Source organism: Streptomyces sp. GC420, assembly GCF_009916105.1.
GTDB lineage: Bacteria > Actinomycetota > Actinomycetes > Streptomycetales > Streptomycetaceae > Streptomyces.
Map to the genome: position 1 here is coordinate 1 of NZ_JAAAXQ010000158.1, position 17064 is coordinate 17064.

Sequence of the window (17064 nt, forward strand, 5' to 3'; positions counted from 1 at the left end):
CCCGCCATGTGCCCGGCCCCCTTCCGTCCGCGGATCGCACGGTGATCTCATGTTCCGTACGACCACGCGCTCCCGCCCCGCGCGGTTCCTCCCGCGCCGCCTCTGCGCCGCCTCTGCGCCGAACCGCGCGGGCCCCACCGGGCAGCCGGGACATCGCGCCGGAATCGGAGGACCGGCTGAGACACCGGCTCACGGTGGCCGCCCGCGCGCCCTGGCTACCATCGGCTCGTGGACACCTCGGGCCAGGTGCTGGATCTCGACCGTTTCTCCGTCAAGGGGAGACGGTGGCTCCTCGGCGCCGCTGCCGTGGCGTGGGTCCTGCTCGCGTTCGTCGTGATCCCCGAGTTCTGGAAGGTCCTCGACCGCGCCGAAGTACTCGGCTCGGCGGCCACCGGCCCCACGCCTCCCGCGTCGCTCGGGGACGCCGCGTACACAAAGCTCTACACGGCGGCCTACCTCGCTTCCGTCTCACCGGCGATCGCCGCCGTGGTGCTCCACCTGCTGTGGCGCACCCGCCACGCGGTGGAGGAACGCCTCCCCACGCCACTGCTCCTCTCCCTCGCGGCCCTGGCGATCTGCCAGGCGGCGTCCGTGACCGCCGCGTGGGGCGACCAGTACACCGGGAGGGCGATCCACGAGGAGCTGGAAGACGCCGGCATCAGTCTGTGGGGACGCGAGGCCATCGAGCGCGGCTGGTACGTGGGATACGCGGCGCTGGTCGCCGGCGCGACGGCGCTGTCGTTCTCCTTCACCCGCCGCCCGCGACACCAGCCACTGTGGGTCCTGGGCCTGACGCCGCTCGCCGCCGGCCTCCCGTGGCTGCTTCTCGCCGGGCCGTACCTCTGAGCGACCGGCCTCTGAGCGACCGGCCTCTGAGCGCCCGTCCCCCTGGCCTGCTCGCCCGGGGCCGGACGGGCCGTCAGCCAGAGTCCCGAGCCGGTTCGTCGCGGGCATCACGGAACCGGAGGACCGGCTGAGGCGCCGGACAGCGCGGCCGGCCACGTCGTTCCCGTCGGTCCGCGCCACCTCCGGCGCGCCCCGAAAGCTGCCGGCCCTCCTGTCGTGCGCACACCAGGCATGCGCTCACCGGGCATGCGCTCACCGGGCCGCTAAGGACGCAGTTCCAGGGAGATGTGCGGGGACAGCGCGCGGAGGAAGTCGGGCGCGTCGAAGATCCGGCCGGCGGAGGCGACACCGATCGTCCTGGTCCGCCCCGTGAGGATGCGGTCGGCCGCTTCCACCACGAGCGGCGCGGTCACGGCGTAGATGTCCCGGCCCCTCGCCACGGCGCGCCGTTCACTGTCCCCGCGGCGCACGACGACGTCGACGAGGAAGGTCTGCGCGGACCGCCCGTGCCGGTCGGTCGCGGCCGGCACCGGGGTGTCCGGGGACGAAAGGTCCCTGGCTGCCTCGATCGTCATGTAGTTGCGCACTTCGGGGATGGCCAGGTGGCTGGGAACGGTGACGACGTCGGCCATCGTGAACTCCCCGACGACGGTTCGGGGGCCCATCGGGTGAGGGAAGGGCCACTCCAGCGTCGGCGGGTCGTCATGGTGGTACTCCAGCCGCCCGTTCGTGTGGCGGACGCGACGGCCGCCCCTCCGCCGCCGGGACACCGCGCCCGCTTCACGCGTCCCCGCGGTGGGGTGCCAACCACTCAGCCCGTACGCGATGTGGACCTCGTCGGCCGCCGTCCAGTCGCCCATCGCGGCGGTGGTCAGCAGGTCGCCGAGGCCGCCGTAGAAGGCCATCGCGGGGACGATCACGGCTCCGGCGGCCCGGGCGTGGTCCGTGAAGTGCGTGAACGTATCGACGTTGGCCTCGATCTCGGCCGCCACGTCCAAGTACGGGATCCCGGCGCGCAGCGCCGCCTCGATCACGGGGGCGGCCGTCGTGGCGAACGGCCCGGCGCAGTTGATCACGGCAGCAGCGCCGGCCAGCGCGCGGTCGAGCGAGGCCGGGTCGTCGACCGAGGCCGGCCGGGCGTCCGGTCCGGCGCCGGACGCCGCCAGTGCCTTCAGTTTGTCGGCGTCGCGGCCGGAGAGTACCGGGACGAACCCGCGGTCCCGCAACTGCGCCACCACGAACCGCCCGGTGTGCCCGTACGCGCCGAACACCGTTACCGCCCGTGAGTCCCGATCCATGGTTCCCCCCGCCGATCCGCTGTGATCCGTCGCGGACATCCTGACGAGGGCGGATGCCCCGCACGAGTGTCCGGAACGCCATGACCCATACAATTCCGGACATGGACACTGTCGCGCTTGCCGTCACCGACGGGATGCTGCACTTCGAACTGTCCTTGGCCTGCGAGGTCTTCGGGGCCAAGCCGGCCGACGTGGCCGGTCCCTGGTACCGCGTCGTCGTGTGCGGGCCGGCGCCGTCGCGGGTCGGCCGGTTCCGGCTGGAGCCCGACCACGGCCTCGACCGGCTCCCGCGCGCCGGCACCGTGATCGTCCCGGGCCTGGCCGACATCGACGGGGATCCACCCGCCGACCTCGTCGACGCGGTGCGTGCCGCACACGAGGCAGGCGCACGCGTGGCCTCACTCTGCACCGGCGCCTTCGTGCTGGCCGCCGCCGGCCTGCTGGACGGGCTGCGCGCGACCACGCACTGGGCGCACACCCATGCCCTGGCCGCCCGTTACCCCCAGGTGACCGTGGACCCGGACGTCCTCTACGTGGACAACGGCAGCGTGCTCACCTCCGCCGGCAAAGCCGCCGCCATGGACCTGTGCCTGCACCTCGTCCGCCTCGACCACGGTGCGTCGGTCGCCAACACGGTCGCCCGCCGCCTGGTCGTGCCGCCGCACCGGGACGGCGGCCAGGCCCAGTTCGTCAACACCCCGGTACCCGCCCCGGACAACCACCCGCTCGCCGGACTGTTCCCCTGGGTGATCGAACGGCTGGACCAGCCCCTGACCGTGGAGGACCTGGCCCGCCAGGCGCGGATGAGCTCGCGCAACCTGGGCCGCCACTTCAGGTCCGTGACCGGCACCACCCCACTGCAATGGCTGCTGACCCAACGGATCCGTCACGCCCAGGAGTTGCTGGAGACCACCGACAACGGCATCGACACCATCGCGGCTGCCACCGGCATGGGCACCGCCACGACGCTGCGCCGGCACTTCAACCGCACGGTCGGCGTGCCTCCGGACGCCTACCGCCGCGCCTTCCGCTCACGGACCCGCCCCGCGCCGAACGACAGCGGGCACCGGCCGGATCCTTCGCGCCGGCCGCTGTCGACACGCCGCCTGCGCGCCGACGGCGACAGCTCCTGAGAGATCCGGGCGGCCGGCACGCGGCACGGGGCAGAGTCCCGCGACGAGCGGCCGTGGTGCGGCCGGCCGACGTGCCGCCTCGGACGGCCTACGCGCCGAGGTAGGCACTTGGCGAGAGCCACGTCGGACGGGGCAGGCCGAAGTGCTCCTCGAGCATCAGCTCCGCCTGGGAGAGCGCGCCGTAGACCCATCCCTGCCCGGTCGACCACGCCGAGCCGCAGACGTGCAGGCTGGCGTCGGGCAGCGGACGGCGCATCCGCGGCATGATCTCCCAGCTCTTCGCCCCCACCTGCCAGAAGTGGTACGCGGCTCCGTACGGGTCCTGCACCCAGTCCTGGAAGTACGCCGACGTCGGCTCGGGGATGCGCGCGTCGGGTCCGTGCAGCTCGCGCAGCTGGCGCTGCGCCTCCTCGACCAGCGTTCCCGGCGCCGCCGCGTCCACCGGCCGCGGCGGCCGGGTCACCGCCACCGGGGCGAGCCGGTCCGGCCGTGTCAGCAGCTCGTTCCAGAACTCCACGTCGCTCAGGTCGTTGTAGGACGCCAGGAGCAGCGCGTTGCGGTTGGCGGGATCGGCCCCGGGCTGTTCCCCCCTCGATGCCCCGGTAGTAGGTCTGCCGCAGCGGCAGGTCCGTCACCGAGCGGCCCGACTTCAGACCGATGTCCTGCCACCACGGCCGGTTGTAGCCGAGGAAGAGCTTGGAGGCCGGCCTCGGGATGACGGAGCCGAGGTCGGACAGGAACTGGTCGCTGGTGAAGAGGAAGCTGTCCGGGTCCAGCAGCTCGATCGAGCGTTGGGGCATCGCCAGGACGACGTGGCGCGCCCGGATCCTGAGCGGTCGGCCCCCGGGCCGGACGGTGAGGCCGAGGACCAGCACCTCCTCCCCGTCGGCCGTGCCCCGGTCGATCCGGCGTACCTGGTGGTGGAGATGGACCCTCCCGCCCTCCGCCTCGAACCGCCGGACGAGTTCCTCGGGCATGGTCTGGTAGCCGTCGGGCAGGTACCGGTACTGCGGCGCGGCGGAGCCGACGAAGTCCGCCACCGACGCCTCCACGGCCTCGATGCTGTTGACGTTGGCCACGACCGAGCCGTAGCCGAAGCCGTCGTGGAGGAACGACCGGCCCTCTTGCCCGACCGCGTCGAGCAGCGGGTTCCGGAACCCGATGTCGTAGAGGTGCCGGCCGTTGGCCGCCGCTGTCGGCTTGATCTTGTCCCACGCCTGGTGGTCCATGGTGGAGGCGCCGGGGACGAAGCGCTCGATGACCGACAGCGCGCTTCGTCAGGCGTCATGCCCCGGATCGCGGCCGGCAGGTCGTAGGGCACGACCTGCGGGTCGTCCCACTGGGACTGGAGGAAGCGGCGCTGGCGCAGGTGGACAAGGTTCTGCGGCTCGTCGACCGGGAATAGGGCCGTCGGCAGCCCGAGATGGTCAACAAGGTCGGCCACGACTGGCTGGTCGTCCAGACAGCGCATCCCGCCGAGCTCGGCGTGCAGGTGCGGCATGTCGGGGGGTGTCACCGAGAAGAGGCGGCCGCCGATGCGCTCGCTGCACTCGAACAGACGCAGGTCGAGGGGACGGCGACGCCGCCGAAGCCTCTTCAGCATGCTGCTGTGCTCGGCTTCCGGGCCGGGCAGCCGTTCACCAGCGTGCGCACGAGGTCGGCCACTCACCCGGCGTGTCGCCTTCGAATCTCCCCTGAGCGGCTGTGGACCAGGCTGAATTGGACGATCCCTGCCAGGCCGACTGCCCCGCGACGACCGGTTGTCAGGCGCAGGCCGTTGGCGAGTCCTCATGGCGATCAGTGATGGTGAACTCCATCCACTCGGTGCCGGCAACGCCGAGACCGGCTCCGACGTTGGCGGATGCGATGCCCTCGAACTCATGATCTGCGCCCGCTTCTGGGCTGCGGAGACTCCAAGGTGCCGCGATCTTCGATGCGCACTGAAGGGTGGTCAGGAGTGCGTGCTCCGGGGCAGTACAACCGAGGGGAGAGATGAGCCGAAGCTCGGCAAGCTCTGGGAACTTCGGCCGCTCGTGATCACGAGACCATCACGTGCCCTCGCGCGGATCTTCGGCGCTGCAACGTGGGCGGTCCCGCAGACGGCCGGGCTGAGCACCGACATCTCACATCGGGAGACGAAGGCGGAGGAGTCCGACGACTTCCTCGCCCCTCCCCGCCCTCTGTCCCAGGGGCCCTCCGCGTGCGCCGTGCCCAGCAGCCCGGCGACCGCAAAGCGGCCGGGGAGCTCTGGCAGGACAGCCACGGTCCGATCTTCACCACGAAGAGCGGGACCCCGATCGAGCCGGGCAACCTCACCCGCCGGATGTTCGCGCTGCGCACCCGCCGTGCCGGCCTCCGGGTCATTCCGCTGCGGAACACCCGGCACGCGTGCAGCCCGCCCCTGGTCGCCCTCGGCGTCCACCCGAAGGTGGCGCAACGCATCCTCCGCCACTCACAGATCGCCATGACGATGGAGGTCTACGCGGCGGCGAGCGACGAGGAAGTCCGCACGGCCCCGGGCAAGCCGTCCGACGCCATGGACGGTGCGGGTGAGGACGGTCGCTGCACTTCACTGCTGTACGGCACGGCAAAGCCCCCTGCGGGATGATCCCGAGGGGGCTTTGACCTGCTGTGCACTCGGCAGGATTCGAACCTGCAACCTTCTGATCCGTAGGATCGGGCAAGACGCGGCGTCCGCTGCCTGCTGCACCTGGTTGCTATCGCCCACGTTGGCGAGCGAAGGAGAACGTGTGCCGTCGTTGCCGTCAGAGCTGCCGTCACACTGATGCCACCACACCACCGCCGGGGTGCCCGGCCCCAGCAGCCCGCGTAATCCGCCTGCGCAGCTTGCATCGCCCACCTCGTTGCGCGGGCCCGGCCAGGCTGCGCTCGCGGGACGCTTCGTGCCCGCGGGCCGTGGAAGAGGGTGCTGAGCGGCCACTACTCTGACGACTTGTCGCGCAACACCCAAGGGGGACCAAGTCGGAACTGCTCCAAGTGTGTCCGACCCTCTAGGGCTGCTGCGTCTCGATCGCTACACGAATCGCTCGGCGGATCCCCACATCCACGGTTCCGTCTTGTGCCAAGCCGGAAAAGTGCCGCGCGGAGCGCGGGTGATCGCGCAAGACCGCAGCCACAAGTTGGGCTGCCTGTCCCGACAGAGAGCGCAGCCACGGGGCGATTCGGTCTTGTGCATTCCACTGGTCCCACGCAGCGTCCCAGATACACATCGTGCGTGCAGCTTCGTCGAGAAGATCCCAGTCCTCCTTCGCCGCAGCGAAAGTGGCTACAGCGTGGAGCCATTCGGCAGCTCGGGCAGCTTCACTGAACTGGACCCGTCGTGCATTTCGGCTCGTGGCGTGTGCAGCCATGGCCTTGAGCAGGCGATCGCTCCCCTGGGGATTACGGGACAGCCAGGGGCCGGCCTGTTCTGCCGAGAGCCCCGTAAGCGTGTGAAGGTACAGATCGTAGTCTTCGGGGTGGTCTGTGATCAGTTCGAGCAGGGAAGTAACGGCTGCCGGATCACCAGCGCGAGTCCGCTCCCACAACCGCTTCGCCCGCTCGGTCGGTGGTTCCGCTGGTTCAGTTAGCTCGCGGTTAATCAATTCGCGAAGATCCTGGATGCTCTGTGGCCTCTGCTGGGGGTCGTGGTAGGTAGCAACCCGAGTGATGTTCCTCCACGGTCCTGGGTCCGGCAGTAGCTGGATGTTCATCTGCGGATACTTGCCCGTCAACGCCCAACCAATGACGCGTCCAATGCCATAGATGTCGGCCGCTGGTGTTGCTTCGTGCGCAGCGACAAAGAGTTCCGGTGCGGCGAATCCCTCCGTGCCGATCTCGAAGCGTGTACGCCCGGCTTTCGTGGTCTGTCCTCTCGGCCGCCGGACGATCCCCCAGTCGGCAAGGGTCCATTGACTGTCCAGGAGCAAGATATTGGACGGTTTGACGTCGCGATGGAGCCAGTCGTGAGCATGAGCAAGCTCCAGCACGTCCATCAGGGCCTCGACTACGGCCCGTAGCTGGACAGGGTCCTTGAGGTCATTACGTCGATCCTCCGCAGTTGCCTGCGCCATCGGCATCACAAGCCAGCCGTCTTGTGGGTTGGAGTCGAGGATGGGCATGTAGTGCTGATGCCGACCGAGGAGCTGGGAAATCTCGATCTCCCGTCGCATACGTGCCGCAGGCGTTTCCCGCTCTGAACTTCGACGCTTAAAGGCGACTTCGACCCCCGTCGATTTGTGCACGGCCCGGAAAACCTGGGCTTGCCCGCCCTCTTCCATGGGAAGTCGATCGAGACGATAGTCCTTTCGCTCGCCCCGGGCTTGAGCACGCACCAGGTCGTAGGGATTCGAAACACCTCCCTCGGTGGTAGACACACGACTGGACGTCAGCTGGGATGGAGCCACGATCATGGGTCGCGCCTGGACCGGAATGCGGCGCCCGCCGTAGATGGGGTACCCGCTAATTGAGTCGACGGGTACGATCCCGTAACCGTCCCGAGCTAGCAAGGAGTTGAACAACTCTAGCAACTCCCGCGACTCTTCCGAGTCAGTCCGCACGACAGGGTGCAGCATTTCGGAGAGGAAACGCAGGAGGACGACATCAGGCCCGCGACTCAGCCCAAAGCGCTCATCGGCGAATACCCAGTCCGCTTCCCAATCGTAATTGTTTACGCGATGCTGGTAGATGTCACCTTCGGCTGTCTTGTACCGAGAATCATAGCTTTCGAAAGCATCCAGGTTGAAGATGCGCTTGAGGAAATCTACTTCCTCTAGCCTGCCAGACCAGTCCACGTTACGCAGACGAAGGGTGTCGAATAGCCGCATACGCGTGACCTCGGTAATACGAGTCCGTTTACCTTCGACCGCCCGAACGTCGTGCGGTTGGAGGAGTGCCGGCACCCGATCGGCCTCCAGCGCTTGCCGCCAGTTCTCATTTGGGGGTGGAAGTGCCGGTTTGACCAAAATCCGGTCGATGGCGGACCTACCGTTCTGACTGGCTACTTCAGCAATTGTTGGCAGCAAGTGGTCTAGAACCTCGTCACCGAAGCTGGGAAAGTCCACCGCGTCGATATAGAAAACCGCAGCCCAGTAGTAGTCCTGCCAATTGGTACTGGTCGTGTATACGTCCTCCGTCTGTTCGAACTCCAGCCTCTCAACCGCGCGCAGCAATTCCGCCGCACCAACGTCGGAACGAGTAGAGAAGATCGCGGCAGCCTGCGCCAATACGCGTTCTCCGAGTTGCTCCTGCCCACTGTCCATCCCCTGTGCCCCCTTATGCACATAGCCGGACGCGGCCCATGCCAATGTCAGCAGTGCCTTGCAGCACCGCGGGCGGCCCCGCCCTCCCCCACCACACGCTCTCCACGCGGCTTCGAAGGACAGCTAGCCTAATCACCTTCAAGCGACTGCAAGGCAAGAGTGATGAAGTGCAGTGGAGCGCGGAGGCACCACCGGCGCCAAGTGCTCAACACCTAAGGCGTGCACCATAGGTGGCCAGATCGAACAGAGACCAACCAGCAGGCAGCGACGCCCCCGTAAGACATCACCGTAGCTGTCCTCACTCGTGAGTTCGCCCACCTGACGCTCAGCCCTGGGCAGGTGCCTCGGTAGCACATTTCGTCAAGGTGACGTGAAAAGCTTAGATCATGCGCCCTCGCCCCGACCGGTCTGAGATCCTGGACACCGATCGAGAGGGGCCGCAGGTATGGAGTGGAAGACCCACGGTGAGCGACAGGTCTACACCAACAAGTGGGTGAATCTATGTCTGGTCGACGTCCAGCAGCCTGACGGACGCAGGTGGGAGTACCACGTCGTCCGCCTCCGGCACCTGGCCGTTGCGGCCGTGGTCAACGAGCGTCAAGAGGTCCTGATGATGTGGCGACACCGCTTCATCACCAACTCGTGGGCCTGGGAGCTGCCCATGGGCTTGGTCGAGGACGGCGAGACGCCGGAGGAAGCCGCTGCCCGCGAGGTCCTGGAAGAGACCGGTTACCGCCCCGGCCCCGTCAAGCCCCTGATCTACGCCGAGCCGGCCAACGGCATCACCGACTCGCAGCACCACGTCTTCCGCATCGACGGCGCCACCTACGCCGGTCCGCCCACGGAGAAGAACGAATCCGACCGCATCGAGTGGATCCCTCTCTCAGAGGTGCGCGGGATGATAGACCGCCGCGAGGTCGTGAGTAGTGGATCGCTCGTCGGCCTGCTCTACCTGCTCATGGATGAAGCGATCCGCTGACTGGCGGGAGGAGTTCCCGTAGCCGCGCCTCGAAGGCAAGGGCTACGGGCTCCTGCCTATGTGGGGCCAACTGGTCGTAGAACTCCCTGAGGTGCCCTGACACACGCTCGGAGGCCACCGCTGACGCGGGCTCCAGGGCTTGCGTGGCGGTGTGGCACGCCTGGTCAAGCTTGCCCTGGTCCAGCTGCGTACGGGCCAGCCAGAACGAGTGGAAGGCGCGGCCTCGCTGGTTGGTGTGGTCCTCCCGCCGCAGGGCGTCTGCGATTAATGGTTCGGCGGTCGCCGCTTCGCCCAGGCGGCCGTGGGCAATGCCCGTGTCCACGATGAGCTTCGGCTCGTCGAAGTAGGTCACCCAGGAGGGGTCCGGATCGCTCGCCCCGATCCGCTCGAAATGGCTGTGTGCTTCTCCGATCGCCCGGTGGGTGTCATCACGGTTGCCGAGGGTGGCGTGGGCGAAAGCTTCCCGCATGGCCAGCATCGACATGACGCGCGGCGTGCTGCCGAGTGCTGACCGTGCCTGGTCCTGGGCGGCGGTCACGAGTGCCAATGAGTCCGCGGGCTTGTCCTGGTAGGTCGCCTGCAAGCTCATGCAGGCGAGGACGTTGGCCATGAACTGGCGGTCGTCGATCTCCTTCGCCAGTTGCAGGGCCTCGGTGAAGTACGCGCGGGCCTGGTTGTACTGCCGGGCGTCGAAGTAGGTCCAGCCGGTCAGGCGGGCCAGCTCGGCCGCGATGCCGTACAGCCCGTTCTGGATCGACGGCGGTCGGCTCTCCTTCAAAAGTCCGACGACATAACGGAGCTGGCCGACGATGGCGGGCCGCAGTGCTTCGCCACCGTGCTGGTCGTCCCGTCGCCAGTAGTCCTCGATCGAAGAGCGGAAAGCTTCAAGCGTGGCCTTGTTCAGACTGGTTCGCGTGGCCAGCGCCAAGATGCTGTCCACATCGGGACCTGGCAGAGACGCGGGGGCCTGCTGCTCCGGCTCCGACATCTGGGGCGCCTCGCGCTCGGCGGGCAAGCCCGAGCATGTCTCCTGGGATGCGCAAGCCGTCCGAGATTCGCTCAATGACGTCCATGTGCTGCAAGTGACGTCGACCAGCGATGACTTCGCCCACGCGGCTCGGCGTCAGGTCACAACGCCGGGCGATCATCGACGGGTAGATCCCCGCCCTGACCTTCACCAGTCGGAAGACTCTGGCGAAGTCCCGGACCCGACACGCATCGATCATCTCGGGATCGGTGAGCAGCCTGGCCGGCAGTTCCTGCGGCCGGTCCGGCTCTGGCATCGGCATGCTCCCACACTGCGAGGGCTACGCAACGTCGCTGGTTCTCTACTTCCCGCGATGTTACCCAAGTTGGGTAATCAGCCTGACCTTTTAGCGACGGCCCTCCTATCGCGATGCTCCCTTGCATGGCGAGCAACCAGCAGACCAGACCAGGCATCGGTGAACTGGCGAAGGACACCGCCAAGGGACGTACCGGCATCGTCATGGGTGAGCTCGGCGGCCGAGTGCAGATACGGCCCATCGGCGGCGGTCGAGAGTGGGACGCCATGCCGGACAAGGTGGTGCGGCCCAGTGCACGGGAGGAACTGAGCGCACGCCTGGCCATCAGAAACGGCAACAGCAGGGACGGTCTGTGATGCGCGCCATCGGCCGATACGCGGGAGTCCTCTTCATCATCATGATCAGCGGGTCGTGTGGCCTGGTGATCGGCATGGCTCTCGCTGTCGGCCAGTAGACCGGCCGCCCCGGACGGGGTGTTCATACCCCGGTTCCCCCACCCCCGTTCGGGGCGGCCTCCCAACCCCGTAAGTGCCACGCTCCACTACCCAGAGAGGGAGTACTCGCATGACGGCAACGGCGAACGACCAGAGGACCGGCCGCGCGGTGGCAGGTGAGGAGCTGTTCCAGAGCCTCGCCCACTTCGTGGTCGTCCACAACGACCAGACACCCGAGCGTGCCGAGCGCATCGCGGACCAGGCGGTGGCCTTCTTGGTCACCGCGGCCACCGCCACCGTCCCCATGGTCCCGTCGGACGACGTGGACCTGGGCCTTCACGCGCTCATCCTGCACACGAAGGAGTACACCGAGCTGTGCGACCGGTACGCGGGCCGCTTCCTGCACCACAACCCCAAGCCCGGTGGTGGGGCCCGTGATCCGGAGCAGGTCGCCGCTTCGGCGCGCGCCATGAAGACTGTGGGCTTCATGGTCTTCGACGACCTGTGGACGGTGGACGGCGCGAACCTGGCCCAGTGCGATGCCGACTGCGGCCGCCCGTACGGCCAGGCGTAGCAACACGACAGCAGCGGCGCGGCCGGCCTCGACTCGTGGTCGGCCGCGTTCGCCCGGAAGGAGAACTGACGTTGTCCGGCTCACCCTCTGAACTGCCGATCGTGGTGCTCGACGCCCTGATGCCCACGTCTCAGCGCTTGGTCCTGAACCGCCGGGGCTCCATGGTCTGGGAGGTGCAGAGCCATCGAGGTCACTACGCCGTCAAGGTCGGCTATCCCATCGAGGCTACGGCCGACTGGCCTGCCCAGCCCTGGACCGCCCTCGCGCCCGCACGTGAGGGTGCCGTACTGCATCGCCTCGGCTTCGACGACTTCGCCTACGGAGAATGGGAGCGCGGGACGTGGAACTTTCAGCCATGGCATGAGGGGCCCGACCTGTACCGGCTGTGGGATCCCTGCCGTGCCGAAGGCTCGTCCGTCGTTCCACACGCCAGCGTGGCACTGGGCTGTGTGGAGGTGCTGGCCGAGCTGCACGCCAAGGGTTGGGCCCACGGCGATGTGCAGCCCGCCCACTTCATCATCGGGCCGGAGCGGACGCATCTGATCGATCTGGCTCTGGCCCGGGGCGGACACGTCCCCGACGGGTACGACTTCCCGTTCCGCGGTTGCCTCGTCCACTACGAGGCCCCGGAGATCGCGCGCAGTGTGCTCGCCACTGGGGAAGCCGAGCCCACCCCAGAGGCAGACGTCTATGCCCTTGGAGCGTCCCTGCTCATCTCGGCCACCGGCTGGCGGGCTGTCGAGTATCCGGACGACGCTCCACGCCCGGTACAGAGACAGGCTGTGGCCAACGGCAGACGCCGCCTCGTCAAGGCACCAGGTGAGCTGGGCGAGTTGATCGAGGCGATGCTCAGCCATGCTCCCGAGGACCGGCCCACCATCTACGAGGTGGGCAAGGCCCTGAGCCCCCTCTAGAACTCGGTTCGCCCGGCGGCGCTCGCTCAGCCAGGACCAACAACTAGAGACCGGACCACCCCTCAGCCTGGACAGCATTCCGGGTGGTCCGGTCGCGGAAGCCCTGTTCAGGACCCCGGTGCCGATGGTAGCCGGGGCAGTTGGCGTGCTCGGATTCGGGTGCAGTCCCTCGGCTTCATGATGTCCAACGAGGAAAGGGCCTTGACCTGAGCCACCGAAAGTCAGCCACGACGGCGGGCGAGCCGAACAAGCACCCGCCACGTGTGCTTCCAGCAACCACTCGCCGGCCTCAGCCACGCCTCTTCCAATCGGCACGGCCTGGCCCTCGAACGTGCATGAGCGTTGCCGACATGGCCCGCGGCTCCATCGGCCGTGCGGACGTGGCCTGTGGGCGGCCTGGTGGCGTAGTCGCGCTTGACGCGTCCCAGCCTGCTTCCGGTTCTCGGAGTGGGCGCGTTGCTGCCCGGTCTGGTTGTCCCTCTTGGCGGTTGCGCGCTGAGCGGCCGGGGGCCGCCGGAGCGGTGGCGGAGACATGGAGCGGCGGCGGCCACGGGCCGCCAGCGCGCGCGGCCCGCCGTAGGCGGGCCGCCTTGATCCAGTAAAGAAACTTTGAACAGCTCCGCAGGGCAGGGCGATGGCAGATCAGCGAAAGAGCCGCTCAACGCCGTGGAGGCGCTCAGCGATGGAAGGAAGCGCGGCAGCGTGAAACGCATCGACGGCACGGGCTGCAGGCGGGAGACATGGCCAAGCACATAGCGGACTACGAGATGGGGTTGACCAGCATTCACGTCGAAGACGCGGATCAAGTGGCCGCGCTGATCCAAGAGATGCGGGCCATGGTCGGTCGCCTTAGCAAGGAGACCAGAGCACTGCGTGAGGAAGTGGCTCAGCTCAAGACTGGGACTTCGATTGCTGAGACTTCAGCTCCTCGACCTCACGTCGCAGTTCCTGATGCTCAGCGCTGAGGGCACGAAGCTCGTCACGTAGAGCAGTGAGCATTTCAGTGAGGGTGTCCCCGGTGGCTTCGGAGCCGTCGGGGCTTCCCTCCGTCTGTTCTGCCTGCGGAGGCGTCTTGTCCCTGTTGGCGAGGTACCAGGCTGGCGGGGTGTAGCCCACCGAGAACTCGCCGGCTGCGTCATGGTCAGCCACGAAGCTACCCCGCCCGTGGATCGTGTAGATCAGGCCCTCGTCGCGCAGCACGTTGAGCGCGCCCCTCGCGGTCATGTTGGCCACGCCAAAGCGTTCCTGTAGCTCGCGAATGGACGGCATCTGCTCGCCCGGCTTGATCCGCCCCTGCAAGATGTCGCGCCGAAGCTCGTCGGCAGCGTGCTGATACGGCGGCCGACGGTCCTGCTTGCTCTCTGGCGCGGGGCTCATGGCCCAAGAGTAGCGATCCTTAGCACCCCTAGCACACCCCACTGACGTAGGTGGCCTATGTCAGCTGACACCTAGCTCACCACACACACTTGACAGTGCTAGGTCAGCTATGTTCAATGGTGATCACGCCCCGCCGCCTGGCGGAGCGCAACCGAAAGGAACCAACTTCCATGGCACGCATCCGTGTTGGCCTGCTTCCCACCTCGTCGTTCATGGTCGGAACCCTGCCGGTGCCGAAGTACGCGGACCAGGAGAAGACGCAGTTCGCCACCGACCGTGAGACCGGCGCGAAGCTCTACACGATCACCCTCTTCTTCATGGAGGAGGGACGCGCCGAGGCACTGAAGATCACCGTCCCGGAGACCGGTCTTCCTGACGGCCTCAAGCCCGGTGTCCCGGTCATGCCGGTGGAGCTGTTCGCCACCCCTTGGGCGCGAATCTTCAATGGCTCGCTCTCGGACGGCATCGCTTACCGCGCGGACCGGCTGGACCTGATGGCCCCGGCTGCTGAAGCGGCGTGAGCGGCACGGCTCCCCGGTCCGGCACTGAGCGCAACTACCCGTTGCCTCACGCCGGGCCGGATGCCCGGTTTACCGAGTCCCTCGTGACCTCGGTAGCGGGCGTGCTCGTCGGCTACGGCTATCCCCGTCTCGACGCCTCGGCCGACCGGACGGCTCTCGAATCGGCCCTAGCGGCCTTCCTCTACAACCCTCTGGAGCGGGACATATGAACGGTCCGAACGACCCGGCAGAGGGGGCCTTCCACTACGGCTCCCTGGTGGTCGACCTGGCGCTGGTGGTGCTCGTCGGGTGGGCGGTGTGGTGGGTGATCCGCTACCTGCGCGCCGACGCCATGACCCGGCAGTCCATCCGGCAAGCCGTCCGCGTGCGGTGGGGCTGGAAGCGGCTCGCGCCGATGCTCAAGCTGGCGGCCACGGACAAGACTCCGACCCCGCTCGCGTCGCTGGCGAACACCGACGGCAAGCCGATCAAACCTCGCGTCCTCATCCCGGCCCTCAAGGTCACGCATGACGCATACGGCGTGATCGCGCGGGCGAGTTGCCTGCCCGGCGTGGGCCTGGAGCAGTTCCAAGAGGCGGCCCCGCATCTGGCCGACGCCTGGAAGTGCACGCGGGTCGCGATCACACAGGACAAGCCCGGACAGGTCGTCATCCGGGGCGTGCGGCTCGATCCGCTCAAGTTCCCCACAGAGCACCGACCCACGGGGGACATGCCGGATGAGACGGCCCGGTGGGACTTGGGCTTGGACGAGTACGCACAGCCGGTCTCGGTAGACCTCACACAGGTGCCCGGAGTGACCGTGGCCGGCCTCCCAGGCTTCGGTAAGACGAGCCTGATCAACCGGCTTCTCACGGACTGGGCGCCTTCCCCCTGCGTGCAGTTCGCCTGCGCGGACGGCAAGGTGTCCGCCGCACACGAAGGTGACTATGCCGACTGGGTGCAGCGCATGTTCGCCTTCGTCGGGGACGACCTGGAAGAAGCCAACAAGCTGTTCCGGGACCTGGTGGAACTGCGGCGCCTCCGGTCGGCCTGGGTACGCAAGGCGCTCGGTGTGAAGTCCATGTGGGATGTGGGTCCGTCGGAGAACTGGCCGCTGGTCGTGCTGGTCATCGATGAAGCACACACGTACTTCCGCGACCACAAGGGCAGCGACCCGAAGACCAAGAAGCTCGCCGCTCTCGCTGCGGAGAACGCCCGGCTCGTCGAGGACCTGGTGAAGAAGGGCCGTTCGGTGGGGATGCTCGTCATCCTCGCCACCCAGAAGTCCACCGGCGATGCGATCCCGACCTTCATCCGTGACGTGTGCCCCGTGGGCCTGAGCTTCGCGCAGAAGACGGCTGAGGCCGCTGTCGCCGCGCTGGGCGAGGAGATCCGGGAGTGGCCCGATGCCAACCCAATCAACCTCCAGGACCCGACCTACGTCGGCGTCGCCGCGATGAATCACCAGTCGCAGCCCGGCTTTACCCGCATCCGCACCCCGTACGTCTCCGACGCCGACACAGCCCGAATCGCCGACAGCACCGCTCACCTGACCGCCGACCCCTCCGCGCTCCTCGAAGCCTTCTTGGGCCCGCGCATGTGGGACAAGGACATCGACCTGGAGAAACCCGCCGTCGACGCCGCTTGACCCCTTTTATCTCCGCCCCGTGACACAGCACCGAAGGGAGGTGAATTCCTTGACAGAGGACCGGATCACTCAGCGCACCATCACCGCCGTGATGATCGTCATCGCCGTGCTGGCGTTCGTCTTCTCCTTCGGCAACGTCTGGTCTCTCGCCCTCCGCTTGGGCGTCCCGTCACCGATCGCACCGCTCATCGCCCCGATGGTGGATCTCTCCGTGGTCGGCCTGTTGGTCGCCCTGCGCTACCTCTCCTTGCGCGGCCTGCCCGCCGAACAGATGACGGCCGCCACCCGGCTGATGCACTTCTCCGGGCTGCTGACGCTGGCCCTCAACGTCGCCGAACCCATCGCCGCCGGGCACTACGGCCGGGCAGCCGTGGACGCCGTGGCTCCCCTGCTCCTGCTCGGCTGGGGCGCGGTCGGCCCGCAACTCCTGCGCGCCTTCCACACCGTCACCTGCCCCGCCGACCCGGCCCCCGAAGCAGAAGAGACCGAACCGGCGCCCGAAACGACCGTGCCCCATGCCCCCGCTGCCGCACCGCTCACCGATCCGGCCCCGCCCGTCGCGCCGGACCCAGTCCCGACCCCGGCCCCGGTAGCTCCGCGCGTCACCCCGGCTCCCGCACCACCCGCGCTCAAGGTGCCCGAGCCGCTGCTGACCGAAGCGCGCTCCATCGCCGCGTCCCACCACGTCGAACATGGAGCAGCGATTACTCCGGCCCAGCTGAAGACGCGACTCGGCATCGGCCTGCCCATGGCCACCGCCCTCCACGCCGCCCTGTAGGGCCGCACCCACCGCCGGCCTTTCCGGCACCTCCCACCC

Annotated in this window: 16 protein-coding genes and 1 pseudogene; 11 read left to right on the top strand and 6 right to left on the bottom strand. The window is 67.9% G+C overall.

What is annotated here, in order from left to right:
- Positions 1–228: 228 nt before the first annotated feature.
- On the top strand, positions 229–846 hold the full coding sequence (locus GUY61_RS20050; protein WP_166631587.1) for a hypothetical protein: 618 nt from the start codon (positions 229–231) through the stop codon (positions 844–846).
- Positions 847–1109: 263 nt separating this feature from the next.
- On the opposite strand, the gene GUY61_RS20055 is transcribed toward GUY61_RS20050, so the two are convergent.
- On the bottom strand, positions 1110–2144 hold the full coding sequence (locus GUY61_RS20055; RefSeq protein ID WP_166631588.1) for a trans-acting enoyl reductase family protein: 1035 nt from the start codon (positions 2142–2144) through the stop codon (positions 1110–1112).
- 101 nt (positions 2145–2245) lie between these two features.
- Between GUY61_RS20055 and GUY61_RS20060 the strand changes: the two genes are divergently transcribed.
- Complete coding sequence (locus GUY61_RS20060; protein ID WP_166631589.1) at positions 2246–3277, top strand: helix-turn-helix domain-containing protein; 1032 nt, start codon at positions 2246–2248, stop codon at positions 3275–3277.
- An 88-nt stretch (positions 3278–3365) separates the two neighbouring features.
- Here the strand turns inward: GUY61_RS20060 and GUY61_RS20065 are convergent, their stop codons facing one another.
- Both GUY61_RS20065 and GUY61_RS41885 read right to left on the bottom strand, forming a co-directional pair.
- Positions 3366–3794: an FAD-dependent oxidoreductase gene (locus GUY61_RS20065; protein ID WP_166631590.1), complete on the bottom strand. Its 429-nt coding sequence runs from the start codon at positions 3792–3794 to the stop codon at positions 3366–3368.
- A gap of 132 nt (positions 3795–3926) precedes the next feature.
- Positions 3927–5159, bottom strand: coding sequence for an FAD-dependent oxidoreductase (locus tag GUY61_RS41885; protein ID WP_398956184.1), 1233 nt, complete (start codon positions 5157–5159; stop codon positions 3927–3929).
- 318 nt (positions 5160–5477) lie between these two features.
- Between GUY61_RS41885 and GUY61_RS20075 the strand changes: the two genes are divergently transcribed.
- Positions 5478–5885, top strand: coding sequence for a tyrosine-type recombinase/integrase (locus GUY61_RS20075; protein ID WP_243766600.1), 408 nt, complete (start codon positions 5478–5480; stop codon positions 5883–5885).
- Between the two features lie 403 nt (positions 5886–6288).
- On the opposite strand, the gene GUY61_RS20080 is transcribed toward GUY61_RS20075, so the two are convergent.
- Positions 6289–8538: a protein kinase domain-containing protein gene (locus GUY61_RS20080; RefSeq protein WP_166631592.1), complete on the bottom strand. Its 2250-nt coding sequence runs from the start codon at positions 8536–8538 to the stop codon at positions 6289–6291.
- A 445-nt stretch (positions 8539–8983) separates the two neighbouring features.
- Here GUY61_RS20080 and GUY61_RS20085 point away from each other — a divergent pair, with 445 nt between their 5' ends.
- Positions 8984–9517, top strand: coding sequence for an NUDIX hydrolase (locus GUY61_RS20085; protein ID WP_166631593.1), 534 nt, complete (start codon positions 8984–8986; stop codon positions 9515–9517).
- On the opposite strand, the pseudogene GUY61_RS20090 reads toward GUY61_RS20085, so the two are convergent.
- Positions 9495–10800, bottom strand: a pseudogene (locus GUY61_RS20090) (hypothetical protein). The gene GUY61_RS20085 and the pseudogene GUY61_RS20090 sit on opposite strands and share 23 nt — an antisense overlap.
- Before the next feature lie 113 nt (positions 10801–10913).
- Between GUY61_RS20090 and GUY61_RS20095 the strand changes: the two are divergent.
- The 3 genes from GUY61_RS20095 (at position 10914) to GUY61_RS20105 (ending at position 12722) form a co-directional block, all read left to right on the top strand.
- Positions 10914–11156 (top strand): hypothetical protein, encoded by a 243-nt coding sequence (locus GUY61_RS20095; protein ID WP_166631594.1) that lies wholly within the window; start codon positions 10914–10916, stop codon positions 11154–11156.
- 208 nt (positions 11157–11364) lie between these two features.
- Complete coding sequence (locus GUY61_RS20100) at positions 11365–11808, top strand: hypothetical protein (protein WP_166631595.1); 444 nt, start codon at positions 11365–11367, stop codon at positions 11806–11808.
- Between the two features lie 71 nt (positions 11809–11879).
- The gene (locus GUY61_RS20105) at positions 11880–12722 is read left to right on the top strand and encodes a protein kinase (RefSeq protein WP_166631596.1); all 843 of its coding nucleotides are present in this window, start codon (positions 11880–11882) and stop codon (positions 12720–12722) included.
- A gap of 891 nt (positions 12723–13613) precedes the next feature.
- Here GUY61_RS20105 and GUY61_RS20110 read toward each other — a convergent pair.
- Positions 13614–14099 (bottom strand): winged helix-turn-helix domain-containing protein, encoded by a 486-nt coding sequence (locus tag GUY61_RS20110; protein ID WP_166631597.1) that lies wholly within the window; start codon positions 14097–14099, stop codon positions 13614–13616.
- A 170-nt stretch (positions 14100–14269) separates the two neighbouring features.
- Here GUY61_RS20110 and GUY61_RS20115 point away from each other — a divergent pair, with 170 nt between their 5' ends.
- The 4 genes from GUY61_RS20115 (at position 14270) to GUY61_RS20125 (ending at position 17025) form a co-directional block, all read left to right on the top strand.
- Positions 14270–14620 (top strand): hypothetical protein, encoded by a 351-nt coding sequence (locus tag GUY61_RS20115; RefSeq protein WP_031104037.1) that lies wholly within the window; start codon positions 14270–14272, stop codon positions 14618–14620.
- 83 nt (positions 14621–14703) lie between these two features.
- Positions 14704–14829: a hypothetical protein gene (locus GUY61_RS41225; protein WP_279576826.1), complete on the top strand. Its 126-nt coding sequence runs from the start codon at positions 14704–14706 to the stop codon at positions 14827–14829.
- Complete coding sequence (locus GUY61_RS20120) at positions 14826–16247, top strand: FtsK/SpoIIIE domain-containing protein (RefSeq protein ID WP_166631598.1); 1422 nt, start codon at positions 14826–14828, stop codon at positions 16245–16247. Before GUY61_RS41225 ends, GUY61_RS20120 begins: the two co-directional genes overlap by 4 nt.
- A 49-nt stretch (positions 16248–16296) precedes the next feature.
- Entirely contained in the window at positions 16297–17025 is a 729-nt protein-coding gene (locus GUY61_RS20125; RefSeq protein ID WP_166631599.1) for a DUF2637 domain-containing protein, read from the top strand.
- The last annotated feature ends 39 nt before the right edge of the window (positions 17026–17064 follow it).

Excerpts from the sequence above, each read along its gene's own strand:
- GUY61_RS20060 (WP_166631589.1), top strand. The coding sequence starts at position 2,246 with ATGGACACTGTCGCGCTTGCCGTCACCGACGGGATGCTGCACTTCGAA.
- GUY61_RS41885 (WP_398956184.1), bottom strand. The coding sequence starts at position 5,159 with ATGAGTTCGAGGGCATCGCATCCGCCAACGTCGGAGCCGGTCTCGGCG.
- GUY61_RS20095 (WP_166631594.1), top strand. The coding sequence starts at position 10,914 with ATGCTCCCTTGCATGGCGAGCAACCAGCAGACCAGACCAGGCATCGGT.
- GUY61_RS20055 (WP_166631588.1), bottom strand. The coding sequence starts at position 2,144 with ATGGATCGGGACTCACGGGCGGTAACGGTGTTCGGCGCGTACGGGCAC.
- GUY61_RS20100 (WP_166631595.1), top strand. The coding sequence starts at position 11,365 with ATGACGGCAACGGCGAACGACCAGAGGACCGGCCGCGCGGTGGCAGGT.
- GUY61_RS20115 (WP_031104037.1), top strand. The coding sequence starts at position 14,270 with ATGGCACGCATCCGTGTTGGCCTGCTTCCCACCTCGTCGTTCATGGTC.
- GUY61_RS20080 (WP_166631592.1), bottom strand. The coding sequence starts at position 8,538 with ATGGACAGTGGGCAGGAGCAACTCGGAGAACGCGTATTGGCGCAGGCT.
- GUY61_RS20085 (WP_166631593.1), top strand. The coding sequence starts at position 8,984 with ATGGAGTGGAAGACCCACGGTGAGCGACAGGTCTACACCAACAAGTGG.
- GUY61_RS20110 (WP_166631597.1), bottom strand. The coding sequence starts at position 14,099 with ATGAGCCCCGCGCCAGAGAGCAAGCAGGACCGTCGGCCGCCGTATCAG.
- GUY61_RS20120 (WP_166631598.1), top strand. The coding sequence starts at position 14,826 with ATGAACGGTCCGAACGACCCGGCAGAGGGGGCCTTCCACTACGGCTCC.